Annotated in this window: 11 protein-coding genes and 1 pseudogene; 7 read left to right on the plus strand and 5 right to left on the minus strand. The window is 67.7% G+C overall.

The window, feature by feature from the left end:
- Window positions 1-30: 30 nt before the first annotated feature.
- The 5 genes and pseudogenes from treZ to ripD all read right to left on the minus strand — a co-directional run.
- Window positions 31-1,761, minus strand: coding sequence for a malto-oligosyltrehalose trehalohydrolase (treZ, locus tag G6N08_RS14765; protein WP_163758468.1), 1,731 nt, complete (start codon window positions 1,759-1,761; stop codon window positions 31-33).
- Window positions 1,754-4,051: a malto-oligosyltrehalose synthase gene (gene treY, locus G6N08_RS14770; RefSeq protein WP_163758470.1), complete on the minus strand. Its 2,298-nt coding sequence runs from the start codon at window positions 4,049-4,051 to the stop codon at window positions 1,754-1,756. The genes treZ and treY overlap by 8 nt, the downstream gene beginning before the upstream one ends.
- Before the next feature lie 3 nt (window positions 4,052-4,054).
- Complete coding sequence (gene glgX, locus G6N08_RS14775) at window positions 4,055-6,226, minus strand: glycogen debranching protein GlgX (RefSeq protein ID WP_163758473.1); 2,172 nt, start codon at window positions 6,224-6,226, stop codon at window positions 4,055-4,057.
- 24 nt (window positions 6,227-6,250) lie between these two features.
- Window positions 6,251-8,410 carry an acetyltransferase SucT gene (gene sucT, locus G6N08_RS14780; RefSeq protein ID WP_163758475.1) on the minus strand — a complete coding sequence of 720 codons (2,160 nt, stop codon included), beginning with the start codon at window positions 8,408-8,410 and terminating at the stop codon, window positions 6,251-6,253.
- Between the two features lie 89 nt (window positions 8,411-8,499).
- Window positions 8,500-8,988 (minus strand): annotated as a pseudogene (gene ripD, locus G6N08_RS14785) (NlpC/P60 family peptidoglycan-binding protein RipD); the annotation flags it as partial.
- 290 nt (window positions 8,989-9,278) lie between these two features.
- On the opposite strand from ripD, the gene G6N08_RS14790 reads away from it, so the two are divergent.
- The 7 genes from G6N08_RS14790 to G6N08_RS14820 all read left to right on the plus strand — a co-directional run bounded on the left by G6N08_RS14790 (window position 9,279) and on the right by G6N08_RS14820 (window position 15,082).
- Entirely contained in the window at window positions 9,279-10,601 is a 1,323-nt protein-coding gene (locus G6N08_RS14790) for an adenosylmethionine--8-amino-7-oxononanoate transaminase (RefSeq protein ID WP_163758479.1), read from the plus strand.
- 6 nt (window positions 10,602-10,607) lie between these two features.
- A complete protein-coding gene (locus G6N08_RS14795) occupies window positions 10,608-11,774 on the plus strand; it encodes an 8-amino-7-oxononanoate synthase (RefSeq protein ID WP_163758481.1) in 1,167 nt (388 codons plus the stop codon).
- Window positions 11,771-12,451 carry a dethiobiotin synthase gene (gene bioD, locus G6N08_RS14800; protein WP_163758482.1) on the plus strand — a complete coding sequence of 227 codons (681 nt, stop codon included), beginning with the start codon at window positions 11,771-11,773 and terminating at the stop codon, window positions 12,449-12,451. Before G6N08_RS14795 ends, bioD begins: the two co-directional genes overlap by 4 nt.
- The gene (locus G6N08_RS14805; protein WP_163758485.1) at window positions 12,451-12,960 is read left to right on the plus strand and encodes a 2'-5' RNA ligase family protein; all 510 of its coding nucleotides are present in this window, start codon (window positions 12,451-12,453) and stop codon (window positions 12,958-12,960) included. The genes bioD and G6N08_RS14805 overlap by 1 nt, the downstream gene beginning before the upstream one ends.
- 207 nt (window positions 12,961-13,167) lie before the next feature.
- Entirely contained in the window at window positions 13,168-14,202 is a 1,035-nt protein-coding gene (gene bioB / locus G6N08_RS14810) for a biotin synthase BioB (protein ID WP_371869034.1), read from the plus strand.
- 14 nt (window positions 14,203-14,216) lie between these two features.
- The gene (bsaP, locus tag G6N08_RS14815) at window positions 14,217-14,444 is read left to right on the plus strand and encodes a biotin synthase auxiliary protein BsaP (RefSeq protein WP_163758487.1); all 228 of its coding nucleotides are present in this window, start codon (window positions 14,217-14,219) and stop codon (window positions 14,442-14,444) included.
- Window positions 14,441-15,082 (plus strand): DUF2567 domain-containing protein, encoded by a 642-nt coding sequence (locus tag G6N08_RS14820; protein ID WP_163758489.1) that lies wholly within the window; start codon window positions 14,441-14,443, stop codon window positions 15,080-15,082. The genes bsaP and G6N08_RS14820 overlap by 4 nt, the downstream gene beginning before the upstream one ends.
- The last annotated feature ends 1 nt before the right edge of the window (window position 15,083 follow it).

A 15,083-nucleotide genomic window follows, 5' to 3' on the forward strand; every position in this document is an offset into this window, starting at 1 on the left:
CGTTGGCGCGGCCCTGCGCGTCCTGGCTCATCAGTTATCCGCAGCCCGAAGCACGGTAAACGAATGTCCGGGCAGCACCGTGTGTCCGGCGGTCACCGTCGGCTCGTCCCAGGCCAGCACCACCTCGCCGTGCACCGGCACCGCCACCGCCTCGGTGCCGAGGTTGCAGGCGATGGCCAGCCGGCCGCGGTGCACGACGATCCAGCGGTGCTGCTCGTCGTAGTCGATGCTGAGGTGATCCAGCCACGGGTCAGCCAGATCGGGTTCGCTGCGGCGCAATGCGATGAGATCCCGGTAGACACCGAGTAGCCGCGCGTGCTCGCCGGTGTCGGCCTCATCCCAGTTCAGCGTGGAGCGGTAAAACGTCTGGGGGTCTTGCGGGTCGGGAATCTCGTCCGCGTCCCAACCGTGGTCGGCGAACTCCTTTTTGCGTCCCTCCGCGGTGGCGCGGGCCAGCTCGGGTTCGGGGTGTGAGCTGAAGAACTGGAACGGGCGCGTTGAGGCCCATTCCTCACCCATGAAAAGCATTGCAGTGTAAGGAGATCCGAGCACCAAGGCGGCCTTGATCGCCAGCTGGCCAAAGGTCAGGTTCTGCGACGGGCGATCACCGAGGGCGCGGTTGCCGACCTGGTCGTGGGTGCAGGTGTAGGCCAACAGCCGGGTGGCCGGTATCTCTGCGGTGTCCAGCGGCCGCCCGTGGCGGCGGCGGCGGAACGACGAATAGGTGCCGGCGTGGAAGAAGCCACGGCGCAACGTTTTCGCCAGTGTGGCCAGCGAGCCGAAGTCGGCATAGTAGCCCTGGCGTTCCCCGGAGACGGCAGCGTGGATGGCGTGGTGGATGTCGTCATTCCACTGCGCGGTCAGCCCGTAACCCCCCTTGTCGCGGGGAGTGATCAGCCGTGGGTCATTGAGGTCGCTTTCGGCGATCAGCGACAGCGGGCGGCCGAGTTGCTGAGCGAGGGCCTCTGTCTCGCGTGCCAGTTCTTCCAGGATGTGGATCGCGGTGGTGTCCACCAAGGCGTGTACCGCGTCCAGCCGTAACCCGTCGGCGCGGAAATCCCGCATCCAGCGCAGCGCGCAGTCGATGATGTAGCGGCGCACCTCATCGGAGTCGGGGCCGGCGATGTTGATACTTTCGCCCCACGGGTTGCTGCCCCGAGACAGATACGGTCCGTACCGCGGCAGATAATTGCCCGACGGGCCGAGATGATTGAACACCGCGTCGATCAGCACCCCCAGTCCGCGGTCATGACACGAATCGACGAACCGGGCAAGCCCGTCGGGGCCGCCGTAGGGTTCATGCACCGCATACCACAGCACGCCGTCGTATCCCCAGCCGTGGGTCCCCGAAAACGCGTTCACGGGCATCAGTTCGACAAAGTCGATCCCGAGATCGACCAGGTAGTCCAGCTTTTCCACCGCGGAGTCGAAGGTGCCCTCAGGGGTGAAGGTGCCGATGTGCAGTTCGTAGATGACCCCGCCTTCGACCGACCGGCCATCCCAGTGCTCATCGGTCCGGGCCGTGGCGGCGGGTTCCCACAACTGTGAGCGCGCGTGTACGCCCTCGGGCTGGCGGGGTGAGCGCGGGTCGGGCAGCACCTGCGGGTCGTCGTCGAGCAGATAGCCGTAGCGGGCATCCGGCGCGGCCTCGACGGTGGCGCGCCACCATCCGTCATCGCCGCGGGTCATCGCATGTATCGTGCCCTCGACGTCGAGGCGTACCACCGCGGGTTTGGGTGCCCAGACCGCGAATTCACGCATCGGCGCGCTCCAGCAACGTCACCGGCAACTCCGCGAACAGCGCGGCGGCCGGGGCAGTCCCGCTGAACACCGCGCCGGTGAGCGTGTCGGCCCACGATCCGTCGGGCAGGGGCAGTGCGGTGGCGCCCCAGCCGGAATTCCGCAGCCGGACCGTCCAGCGGGTGACGGCCACCAGCACATCGTCTCCGCGGCGGTACGCCACCACATGATCAGCGGCCGGCCCTTCGGCGAGCACCGGGTAATAGCCGCCGTGCAGGAAGGTATTCGGGCGAGCCCGGCGCAGCCGCAATGCCGCAGCCACAACACGGATCTTGGGGTGCCGGAAGGCTGCCAGCGCCGCACGGCGGGTCGCATAGTCCACCGGGCGCCGGTTGTCCGGGTCGACCAGGCTGTCGTCCCACAGTTCGGTGCCCTGGTAGACGTCGGGCACGCCGGGGCAGGTCAGCGCCAGCAGTTTCTGACCCAACGCGTCGTTTTCGGCATGCGGATTGAGCTCGCGGACAAGACCGGTCAGCTCGCGTGCCACCGGGCCGTCGAGTACAGCGTCCAGCCAGCGGTGCACGGCGTTTTCGAAATCGGGGTCCGGATCGGTCCAGGATGTGTGCGTAGCCGCTTCCCGCACCGCCTTGTGCGCGTACCCGTGCAGCCGCTCGCGCAGCTCGGCGGTGACTACGCCGTCCACCGGCCACACACCGAAAATGTTCTGCCACAGAAACAGCCCGGTGGCCGGGTCAGGGGAGGGCGCCAAAGCCTCCCCCCGCCTGACGAATTCGATCCACAACGAGGGAACCTGTGAAAGCACACCGATGCGGGCTCGTACGTCTTCACCGCGTTTGGTGTCATGGGTGGTCAGTGTGGTCATCGTGTGCGGCCACAGCCGGGCCCGGGCAGCGGCGCGGTGGTGGAATTCGGCGGCGCCGACCCCGAACCGCTGCGGGTCGCCCCCCACCTCGTTGAGCGACACCAGGCGGGGATCCCGGTAGAACAGGCAGTCCTCGACCGCCTTGGCAGTCACCGCACCGCACAGCTGCTGCAACCGGACCGACGGCTCACCCCCGGCGGCCAGGGCAGCGGCGACGATTTGCAGCGGCGGCCCTAATTGCGGCGCCGCCGCTTGTGTTTCGGCTAATGCCGTGGGCAGGACGGCGCTCAGGCCGGGATAGTCGCAGCGGTAGACACCGATATGCGCCAGCAGCGCAGCCAGCGCCTCGGGCAGCTGCGGGTGATCGGCGCCCGCGGCGGCCGCGATACAGCGTCGCAGCCTGTGCAGTTCGCTGGCCAGGGTATCGGTGGTCACGCGGGTCTTCAGTTCACGCAGCAGCGCCGGCATGCCGGCGTGGTCGGCACCCGCGGATTCGGCCAGCCTCGTCAGGGCCGGTGCGCCGGCGGGGTCGATGAAGACGCCGCCGACTTCGCGCAGCACGTCATAGCCGGTGGTGCCGGCGACCGGCACGGTGGGCTCCAACGCCTCGTCGACGGCCAGGATCTTCTCGACCACGATCCAGGCGTTCGGCCCGAGCAGTGCGCGCAGCCAGGCCAGATACCCGCCCGGATTGGCCAGCCCGTCGGGGTGGTCGACCCGCACACCGTCGATAAGCCCTTCGGAAAACCAGCGAGCGATCTCGGCATGGGTGGCCTCGAACACCGCACGCTCTTCCTGGCGTAGCCCGGCCAGGGAGGTGATCGAAAAAAACCGGCGATAGCCGCACAGCCCATGTCGCCAGCCCACCAGCCGGTAATGCTGGCGTTCGTGCACCTCCGGCCCTGAACCGTGCCCGGTGCCCGGGGCGATCGGCAAGATCAGCTCACCGAGCCGAAGCACGTCGCCGTCGACCGCAAGATTCGCCACATCCGCGTCGGAACCTAACAGCGGCAATAGGATTCGACCGTCACCGAGATCCCAGTCGATGTCGAAGAAGTTCGCGTAGCGAGACGACCGCCCATGGGTCAACACATCCCACCACCATGGGTTCTGCTCGGGTGCTCCCACCCCGAGGTGATTGGGAACGATGTCGACCACAAGGCCCATACCGCGTGCCCGCGCCGCCGCCGACAGGCGGGCCAGACCATCAGCGCCACCGAGTTCCGCAGCGACCGTTGTGGGGTCGGTGACGTCGTAGCCGTGCGTGGATCCGCGGACGGCGGTCATGACCGGGGACAGGTAGAGGTGGGTAATCCCCAGCGCGCCGAGGTAGTCCAGAAGACTCTCGGCGTCGGCGAGGGTGAACCCGAACCCGCTCGACTGCCCGCGCAGTTGCAACCGGTAGGTGGACAGCACCGGTAACGGCATATATCAGGCGGTCTTGCGTAGCACGAGCAGCGAGCGGGCCGGCAACGAGATTTTCTGCCCGGCTCCGACGACCAGCCCGCCGTCGCCGGTCGGGTGGGTGGTGTCCAATTCGGCCGTCCACTCCGCCGCGTAGCGGCTGTGCGGCGCGATGAACTCCACCACATCATCATGGGCGTTGAAACACAACAGGAACGAATCGTCGACTACCCGTTCTCCGCGTGCATCCGGCTCGGGGATGGCGTCCCCGTTGAGAAAGACGGCGATACTCTTGCCGAACTCCGTCCCCCAGTCCTCATGGGTCATCTCCCGGCCGCTCGGTGTCAGCCAGGCGATGTCACAGACCTGCTCTCTGCTGCGGATCGGTTCGCCTTCGAAGAACCGCCGCCGGCGGAAAACCGGATGATCCCGGCGCAACCGGGTCGCTTTGCGGGTGAACGTCAGCAGGTCGGCGTTCTTGTCTGCCAAAGACCAGTCCATCCAGGATAATTCAGAGTCCTGGCAGTAGACGTTGTTGTTGCCCTGCTGAGTGCGCCCCATCTCGTCGCCATGCGCGATCATCGGGGTGCCCTGAGACAGCATCAGCGTAGCGAGGATGTTGCGCATCTGCCGGGCGCGCAGCGCGAGAATGTCCGGGTCGTCGGTGGGCCCTTCGACACCGCAGTTCCATGAGCGGTTGTAGCTCTCCCCATCGCGGTTGTCCTCGCCGTTGGCTTCGTTGTGTTTCTCGTTGTAGGACACCAGGTCGTTGAGGGTGAAGCCGTCGTGGCAGGTGACGAAGTTGATGCTGGCGCTGGGACGCCGCCCGGTCGCCTCGTACAGGTCCGACGACCCGGTCAGCCGGGACGCGAACTCGCCCAGGGTTGCGGGTTCTCCCCGCCAGTAATCGCGCACGGTGTCGCGGTATTTCCCGTTCCATTCGGTCCACAAACCTGGAAAGTTGCCGACCTGGTAGCCGCCCTCGCCGACATCCCACGGCTCGGCGATCAACTTGACCTGGCTGACGATCGGGTCTTGTTGCACCAGGTCGAAAAACGCGCTCAGCCGGTCGACGTCGTGCAGTTCGCGGGCCAGGGTAGCGGCCAGGTCGAAACGGAACCCGTCGACGTGCATCTCGGTCACCCAATAGCGCAGCGAGTCCATGATCAGCTGCAGGGTGTGCGGGTGGCGGGCGTTGAGGCTGTTGCCGGTTCCGGTGAAATCCTTGTAGAACCGCGGGTCGTTGTCGTCGAGCCGGTAGTAGGCGGCGTTGTCGATACCGCGGAAGTTGATCGTCGGCCCGAGGTGATTGCCTTCGGCGGTGTGGTTGTAGACCACGTCGAGGATGACCTCGATACCTTCTTCGTGGAAGGTCCGCACCATGGTCTTGAATTCGGCGACGGCACCACCGGGTTGGCGCTGCGACGCGTATTGGTTGTGCGGGGCAAAGAACCCGAACGTGTTATACCCCCAGTAGTTTCGCAGTCCCATCTCCAGCAGTCGCTGGTCGTGCATGAACTGGTGCACCGGCATCAGCTCGATCGCGGTGACGTTCAGCGACTTGAGGTGGTCGATGATCGCCGGATGCGCCAACCCGGCATAGGTGCCGCGCAGCTCCTCAGGCACACCGGGATGGGTCTGGGTCATGCCCTTGACATGGGCCTCATAGATCACCGTTTCGTGGTACGGCGTTCGCGGTGCGCGGTCGGACTGCCAGTCGAAGTACGGGTTGATCACCACGCTGGTCATGGTGTGGCCCAGCGAGTCGATCATCGGCAGGGTATCGGAGTCGGGAGCCGCCATGTCGTAGGAGAACAGCGCCGGCCCGAAGTCGAAATCACCGTCGAAGGCTTTCCCGTACGGGTCCAGCAACAGCTTGCTGGGGTCGCAGCGGTGTCCGGCGGCCGGGTCGAACGGCCCGTGCACCCGGAACCCGTAGCGCTGACCCGGGTGGACACTCGGCAGGTAGGCATGCCACACATAGCCGTCGACTTCGTCCAGGGCGATCCGCGACTCGGTGCCGTCCTCGTCGATCAGGCATAACTCGACGGACTCGGCGACCTCGGAAAACAGCGCGAAGTTGGTGCCACCGCCGTCGTAGGTGGCGCCGAGCGGATAGGCGTTGCCCGGCCACACGGTGGGCCGCGTGGGAGTGTCGCGCGCATAACCCGGTGCGGAAACGGCTTTATTCGACGGCATTAGTGTGACCTTATCCGCATCCGGTCACCACCAGCCGGTGGCCGCGCCGATCTGACGGCCCAACTCGCCGGCCATGGTGCGCATGTAGGTGGCGGAGATGTGATGAGCATCGTGATAGATCAGCACGTTTCCTTCGACTGCGCGGCAAATGTCTGCGCGACAGATCGCGTCACTCATGTCGAGGGGTTTGAGCAACGGGAACTGGTCGACGAAGTCCAGGGTGGGATTGCGCTCAGAGAGCACCTCGGAGCGTTTGATCCCGCATGAGGAGGCGTTACCGCCTTTGGCCAGGCAGTCCGCGGGCTCGAACGGTTTGCCGTCTTTGACCAGCCACGGCGTGTCCCGCATGGCCAGGACCGGAATGTTGTTGTCGGAGAACGCCTGCCAGATCCCGATGTAGGTTCCCGGCATCACATCGCCGGGTTTGATGTTCCAGGGCCGAGTGGAGGTGGTGAACACGTAGTCGGGGCGATCGGCGATGAGTTTGGCCATCGTCTTTTGCACCCAGTCATGGCACTGGGGATAGGCGGCGTTATTGCCCATGATCAGCGGAACTTCCTCGGTGGACAACGGGCAGCCCATCTTGAGGTAGGTCACCACTTTGAAGTGGTGCATGCGGCCCAGCAGGTCCAGTGCGGTCAGCCAGTGTTCGGCGTGCGACCCGCCGGCCAGCGCGATGGTGCGCCGCGCGTCGTGATCGCCGTAGGTGCAGTTGATCAACGCGGTATTGGTGAAGTCGCTGATGCATCCGTCTCGGGTCGACGGCGGGACATCGCGTTTGGCTTCCAGCACGGTGGGCCGCATCCGCAGCTTGGGCACCCGCACCGGGGTGACCAAAGCGCGCGCGCCGGGGTAGTCGCGAGAGCTGAGCCCGCTGAGTTCCTTGCCGCTGGCGCGCTGAACGGTGACGTGCTGACGCCAGGTGAACGACGTGGCGGTCAGGGTCACACCCAGCAGCGCCACCACTGACCCCAACACCATCGTGGGCCGGCGCAGGCGCCGTCGCCAGGGTATCGTCGGCTCCGGCCGGCCGGCGGTGTGCGGTCCGCGGTACCGCAGCGGATCTTCCACGTGCCGCAGGGTGAGATAGGCCAGTACCCCGGAGAGCAGCAGGATGGCCGCGCCCTCGACGACGTTGGCGTGGCGGTGGCCGGTGTAGGACAGCCAGAAGATCAGCAGCGGCCAGTGCCACAGATACAGCGAGTAGGCCATCGCACCCAGTGTCACCAGCGGTGCGGTCGCCAGCAGCCGGTTGGGCAGCGGCATCCGGTCGCGGGTGCCGGGATGTGCGTGCCGGTTGGCTGCGGCGAGGATCATCAGCACGGTGGCCCCCACGGGCACCAGCGCCCACGGCCCGGGGAACTGTCTGACCCCGTCGATGAGCGCGCCGCAGGACAAGATCGCCGCCAGTGCCACGCTCGCCGTCACTGTGCGCAGCCACATCGGCCAGCGGATGTAGGGCACCAGCGCACCCACCAGCGCTCCCACGAGCAACTCCCAGGCCCGCGCGAAGCTGTTGTAGTAGGCGGTCGCCTGGTTGGCCTGGTGCGCACAGATCGCGTACCCGAACGATGCCACGGTCAAAGCGCTGAGCAGAACCACGAAAAAGATCCGCAGCCGACTGCCCAGCCGCCGTCGCACCAGAGAGGCGGACCCGAAAATCAGTGCCAGAAAAGCAATGTAGAACTGGCCCTGCACCGACATCGACCAGATGTGCTGCAGCGGGCTGACCGCTTCCCCGGCGCGCAGATAGTCGGCGACCGTGCTGGCCAGCTCCCAGTTCTGGTAGTAGCCCAGGCTGGCCAGACTCTGGTCAGCGAAGGTCTCCCAACGGGTTTGCGGTTGGATCAGGATGGTCAGCAGAGCGCAGCTGGCCAGCACCACGACCAGGGCCGGCAGCAACCGGCGGACCAACCGGACCACCTCCGGCAGCGGCGCCAGCGACGAGTCGGGACTAAGTGTCGCGCGCAGGATCTTGCCGCCGAAGAAGAAACCCGAGAGCGCCAAAAACACGTCCACGCCGCCGGAAACACGGCCGAACCAGACGTGAAACATCGCCACGAGCGCGATCGCGACACCGCGCAGGCCGTCAAGATCGTGACGATAAAAACCCGTCTTCCGGCTCCCCGTCGCGGCCTGCTCCACAGTGGCCGCCGGTGGACTGGTCGGGGACAGGGTCAGCATCGACAGACAATGTACCCAACCCGGCGCGGGTCACCGGAGCCGCTGGCCGCCTACCAGCCGGTGCGGCTCGCCGCCTCCGGTCACGACTCGAGGATTCGGCTCAGGTAGGGCGTCATGCCCGCGGTGCGTGCCGCTGAGACCATGACCGCGGGTTCGGTGGCTTCGATCATCTGCCCGTTTCCCAGATACAGCGCGACACTTTGGCTGCCGCCGGGGCCGTAGAAGATCAGATCCCCGCGGCGCGCCTGCGCGGGCAGCACCTTGCGACCGACCTTGTACTGTTCGCCCGACGACCGCGGCAGCTTGATTCCCACGCCGGCAAATGCGTACTGAATCAGGCCCGACGCGTCGAATCCGACGGTGGTGACGCCCGGGCCGATACCGCGAGTGGGGCCGAAGGCGTTGCCGCCGCCATAGGAGTACGGCACGCCCCGCTGGGACAGTGCACGCGCGATCACATAGTCGACGGCTTGCTGGTAACCAGCCGGCCAGTAGGTGGTGTCGGCAGTCGCCGGGGCCGGCCCGGCCACCAGTAACAACGCGATCAGGCCAGCTGCGACCGCGTAAATGCGCCTCATTCGAACTCCATCCTCCAATTCACGTCTGCCACTACAGTCACTTTGGCAACACAGAGCTGGATTTGCTAGCAACGCGGGAGTCGGGCGGCGATTAGTTGTCGATTAGTTCTCGATCAGTTGTCGGTTGGGTGTGGAACCGTGACGCAAAGGTGACCGGGGCCAAAACCCAAGCCGCAAGGCCCACGCGTGATTTCCTCGTCACGCGCGGTGACCGGCATGCGGGTGGGTGAGCGCCTGGCACGCTGGAGCCCACCGTGGGTGCAGAGCCGGCGAGCGTCACGGCCGGGCCGATGAGACCGGCTGCATTACGCTCAAACTCCGTGCCGGCGCTGACCCCCGAGCAGATCAGGGCGATCGACGCTGCCCATCTGTGGCATCCGTATAGCACGATCGGCGCTGAACCCGTATCCCCGGTGGTAGCGCTCGGCGCCCGCGGCGCGTGGCTGACCGTGGTTCGCGACGGCACACCCATCGAGGTCCTCGATGCGATGAGCTCCTGGTGGACCGCGATCCACGGCCATGGGCACCCCATGTTGGACGCCGCGCTGACACGGCAGCTGGCCGCGATGAACCATGTCATGTTCGGCGGTTTGACCCACGAGCCGGCGGCCCGGCTGGCCCAGCTGCTGGTGCAGATCACCCCGGCCGGCCTGGACACGGTGTTCTTCACCGACTCGGGATCGGTGGCGGTGGAGGTGGCGGTGAAGATGGCGCTGCAGTACTGGCGCAGCCGCGGGCGGCCGGACAAACATCGGCTGATGACCTGGCGGGGGGGCTATCACGGTGACACTTTCACGCCGATGAGTATCTGCGACCCTGACGGCGGCATGCATTCGCTGTGGACCGACGTCTTGGCCAGGCAGGTCTTCGCGCCCCAGGTGCCGGCCGGTTATGAGCCCGCCTACAGCGCGGCGTTCGAGGCCCAACTGGCCCGGCACGCCGGCGAACTGGCGGCCGTGGTGGTGGAACCCGTCGTGCAGGGGGCCGGCGGGATGCGCTTCCACGACCCGCGTTATCTGGCTGATCTGCGGGAGATCTGCCGCCGTCACGAGGTGCTGCTGGTGTTCGATGAGATCGCCACCGGCTTCGGCCGCACCGGGGAGTTGTTCGCGGCCGACCATGCCGGTGTGAGCCCGGACATCATGTGCGTCGGCAAGGCGCTCACCGGCGGGTACCTGAGTTTGGCCGCGACCCTGTGCAGCCTCGAGATCGCGCACACCATCAGCTCGGGTCCCGCCGGTGCGCTGATGCACGGTCCCACCTTCATGGCCAATCCGCTGGCCTGCGCCGTGTCAGTGGCCAGCATCGAGCTGCTGCTCGGGCAGGACTGGCGGTCGCGGGTTGCCGAGATCAGCGATGGGCTGGCAGCGGGACTGCGACCCGCGCAAACGGTGCCGCATGTCACCGATGTCCGGGTGTGCGGGGCCATCGGCGTCATCGAATGCGACCGGCCGGTCGACCTGGCTGTTGCCACCCCGGCGGCACTGGACCGCGGAGTGTGGTTGCGCCCGTTTCGCAACCTGGTGTACGCCATGCCGCCGTTTATCTGCCCGCCGGAGCAGATCGCGCAGATCACCTCCGCGATGGTCGAGGTTGCGCGCCTCGTAGGCTGAACGCCGATGACGGAGCTTTTCTCGGGAACACCGGTCGACACCTCACCACTGGCCTGGCTGGACGCGGCGGCCCGGCAGCGCCGCCGGGCCGGGCTGCGGCGTGCGTTGCGGCCCCGCCCCGCTGTCGGCACCGAGCTGGATTTGGCCTCCAATGACTACCTGGGCCTGTCGCAGCATCCCGAGGTGATCGAGGGCGGTGTTCAGGCGCTGCGCACCTGGGGGGCCGGCTCCACCGGCTCGCGGCTGGTCACCGGTGACACCGAGCTGCACCAGCAGTTCGAGGCGGCGCTGGCCGAGTTCGTGGGCGCCGCAACAGGTTTGCTGTTCTCTTCGGGATACACCGCCAACCTGGGGGCGGTTGTGGGCCTGTCGGGTCCGGGCGCGCTGCTGGTGTCCGACGCCTGCTCGCACGCGTCTGTGGTAGACGCCTGCCGGCTGTCGCGGGCGCGGGTGGTGGTGACGCCGCATCGCGACGTGGACGCCGTGGAAGCCGCGCTGGCGTCCCGGTCCGAAGAACGCGCCGTCGTCGTCACCGATTCGGTGTTTTCCGCCGACGGTGCGCTGGCGCCGCTGCGCCAGCTGTCGGACGTGTGCCGCCGTCACCGCGCCGTGCTGATTGTCGACGAGGCGCATGGGCTCGGGGTCCGCGGCGCGGGTGGACGCGGCCTGCTGCAGGAGCTGGGGCTGGTGGGCGCGCCCGACGTGGTGATCACCGCCACACTCTCGAAAGCCCTCGGCAGCCAGGGCGGTGTTGTGCTGGGGCCGCCAGCCGTCCGTGAGCACTTCATCGACACCGCCCGCCCGCTCATCTTCGACACCGGTTTGGCACCGGCGGCAGTCGGCGCCGCGATGGCCGCACTGCGGGTGCTCGAGTCCGAGCCCTGGCGGCCGGCTGCGGTGCTGCGCCATGCGCGGACACTGGCCGAGATCTGCAACGTGCCCCAGACACCGCAATCGGCGGTGGTGCCGGTGATTCTCGGGGAGCCGGAGACGGCGCTGCGGGCCGCGACCGCATGCCTGGACGCCGGCATCCGGGTGGGCTGCTTCCGCCCCCCGAGCGTGCCGGCGGGCACCTCGCGGCTGCGTCTCACCGCACGCGCCTCGCTAAACGACGGTGATCTCGACCTGGCCCGACACGTGCTGACGCGGGTGCTCGCCGCGGCCCGCCGGTGACGCTGCTGTTCATCACCGGTACCGGTACCGGCGTAGGTAAGACAGTGGCTACGGCTGCGCTGGCCTGCCACGCGCTGCAGGCGGGGATCGACGTGGCGGTGTGCAAACCGGTGCAGACCGGCACCGCCGTTGGTGATGACGACCTGGCCGAGGTGGCCCGGTTGTCCGATGTGCACACGCTGGCCGGGCTGGCGCGGTACCCGCAGCCGATGGCGCCGGCGGCTGCGGCCCAGTTGGCCGGGAGGGCATTGCCGGGCCGTACCGAGGTCCTGCGGCTCATCCGGGGACTGGACGGGCCCGGCCGGTTGACGCTGGTCGAAGGCGCGGGCGGGCTGTTAGTCGAGGTGGCGGCCGGCGGTGTGACGGTGCGGGATCTCGCCGCGGATCTCGGTGCCGCGATGCTGGTGGTGGCCACCGCCGAACTCGGCACCCTCAACCACACCGCGTTAACCCTGGAAGCGCTGGCCAACCGGAGAGTTGGGTGCGCCGGAGTGGTCATCGGCAGCTGGCCAACGCAGCCGGGAATGATCGAGCTGTCCAACCGGTGCGCGCTGGCCCGGCTGGCGCCCCTGCGCGCCGCGCTGCCCGCGGGCGCCGGTTCGATGGCGGCTGCCGAGTTTGCCGCGATGAGCGCACGGGTCTTTGACTCGGCCTGGGTGTCGTCGCTGGTCGGCTGATGGTGCATTCGATCGAGCTGGTCTTCGACCCGGACACCGAAGCCGCTGTGCGGCGCATCTGGGCCGACCTTGCCGCGGCTGGCATACCCAGCCAGGCGCCGGCCAGTCGGCCCCACGCGACGATGGTGGTGGCCGAACACATCGACTCCGACGTTGACGTTCTGCTGGCGTCGCTCACCCGGCGGCTGCCACTGGCCTGTGTGGTCGGCGCGCCGCTGGTGTTTGGCAGAACCAAGGTCGTGCTCGCCCGGCTTGTGGTGCCCAGCAGCGAGCTGCTGGCGTTACAGGCCGAGGTCTATCGGCGGTGTCTTCCGCACCTGGCGCCCGCGCCGATGCCCAACTGTCTGCCCGGTCAGTGGACAGCGCACGTCACGCTGGCCCGTCGCGTCGAGGGCGCCCAACTCGGGCGGGCCCTGCGGGTGGCCGGACGGCCCGCTGAGATCCGCGGCAGCATCGACGGTTTGCGCCGCTGGGACGGCAACAACAAAACCGAGAATCTGATCAGCTGAAGGGCGGGTGTGCATGGGCGAGCGGCGGCGTCGCGCCACGGCCGGATGGGCGGCTCGACCTCCGAAACGGCCGCCATCGGCCCGACCACGCCGCCTGCGCGCCACCGCGCGCCGCTACCCTAACCTGAGCACGGTCCGCGTCAGACTGCCGCCAGCCGGTTGGCTCACGACGCGCGACAACACACCAGACGTTGAGGGAGTAGCCCCGTGACGCAGGCGATGACCCGGCCGGCCGCCGATGACAGCAACACCGACGTCCTCGCGGTGGCGCGCCGACAGGTGCTCGAGCTCGGGAAGGGGCTCACCCGCGACCAGGTGTTGCAGGTTCTTCAGCTGCCCGACGAGCGGCTCGAAGACCTGTTGGCCCTGGCTCACCAGGTGCGGATGCGCTGGTGCGGTCCTGCGGTCGAGGTCGAGGGCATTATCAGCCTGAAAACCGGAGGCTGCCCGGAGGATTGCCATTTCTGTTCGCAGTCGGGGCTTTTCGAATCACCAGTGCGTAGCGCGTGGCTGGACATTCCGAGCTTGGTCGAGGCCGCCAAGCAGACCGCCAAAACCGGTGCAACCGAGTTCTGCATCGTCGCCGCGGTGCGCGGACCCGATGACCGGTTGATGGCCCAGGTTGCGGCGGGTATCGAGGCGATCCGCAAGGAGGTCGACATCCAGATCGCCTGCTCGCTGGGCATGCTGACCGCCGAGCAGGTGCAGCAGTTGGTGGCGATGGGAGTGCACCGCTACAACCACAATCTGGAGACGGCCCGCTCGTTTTTTCCCAAGGTCGTCACCACCCATACCTGGGAGGAGCGGTGGCAGACGTTGTCGCTGGTGCGCGACGCCGGCATCGAGGTGTGCTGCGGCGGCATTCTCGGGATGGGCGAAACAGTGCAGCAGCGCGCTGAATTCGCCGCGGAGCTGGCTGAGCTCGACCCGGATGAGGTGCCGTTGAACTTCCTCAACCCGCGGCCTGGCACACCGTTCGGCGAGCGGGAACTGATGCCGGCCAGCGATGCGCTCAAGGCGGTGGCGGCTTTCCGTTTGGCGCTGCCGCGCACGGTGTTACGGTTCGCCGGCGGCCGCGAGATCACGCTGGGTGACCTGGGCGCCAAACGGGGCATCCTGGGCGGCATCAACGCCGTGATCGTCGGCAACTACCTGACCACGCTCGGCCGCCCCGCACAGGCTGACCTGGAACTGCTGGACGAGCTGCGGATGCCGATCAAAGCGCTCAACGCAAGCCTGTAGGGACTTTCACAACCGTGGTCCGAGATCTCCCGGCTCCGGTCGGCGCGGGCGTCTACAACGTCTACACCGGGGCGCCCGCGGGCACGTCGGTACCGACTGCGGCCCAGCTGGGTCTGGAGCCGCCCCGCTTCTGCGCGGCGTGCGGGCGCCGGATGGTGGTTCAGGTCCGCCCTGATGGCTGGTGGGCGCACTGTTCGCGGCACGGGCGGGTGGACTCGACCGATCTGGAGGCCCGGTCATGACGGCGCGCCCCCGCGATGGGGTGTCCGCCGTGTCGCGCACTCGGGCGGTCGCGGTGGTGGTGATCGGGCTGTTAGTCACGGGTGTGCTCATCGGCGGCCTGTGGGCGTGGATTGCTCCACCGATCCACGGTGTGGTGGCACGTGATCACACTGGTGAGTTGCTGCACGACTACCCGGGCAGCGAGCCCGAGCATTTTTTCGTGGCGGCGGTCCTGATGCTCGGCTTGTTGAGTGTGGTCGCGGTGGTGGCCCCGGTGCTGGTGTGGCAGTGGAGCGCACACCGGGGTCCGGCTATGGTCGCGGGGCTCACGATCGGGTTGGTGGCCGCTGCCGCGGCGGCGGCGGCGGTGGGGGCGGCACTGGTACGTCTGCGCTATGGTGCGGTGGACTTTGGCCGAGCGCCGCTGACCGACGCCAAACCGGTGTTCTACTTCACCCAGGCGCCACCGGTGTTCTTCGGTCGCGGTCCGCTGCAGATCGCGGCAACCCTGCTGCTGCCCGCCTCTGCGGCCGCGTTGGTGTACGCCGGGTTCGCCGCCGCGGCCACGCGCGATGACCTCGGCGGACATCCTGCCGCCGAGCCCCAGCCGAGTAGTGCCGCGAGCGCGGCGCCGAGCAGCGCGGACAGCCGCGGCTGAG

This window comes from Mycobacterium botniense (assembly GCF_010723305.1).
In the GTDB taxonomy this organism is placed as follows: domain Bacteria; phylum Actinomycetota; class Actinomycetes; order Mycobacteriales; family Mycobacteriaceae; genus Mycobacterium; species Mycobacterium botniense.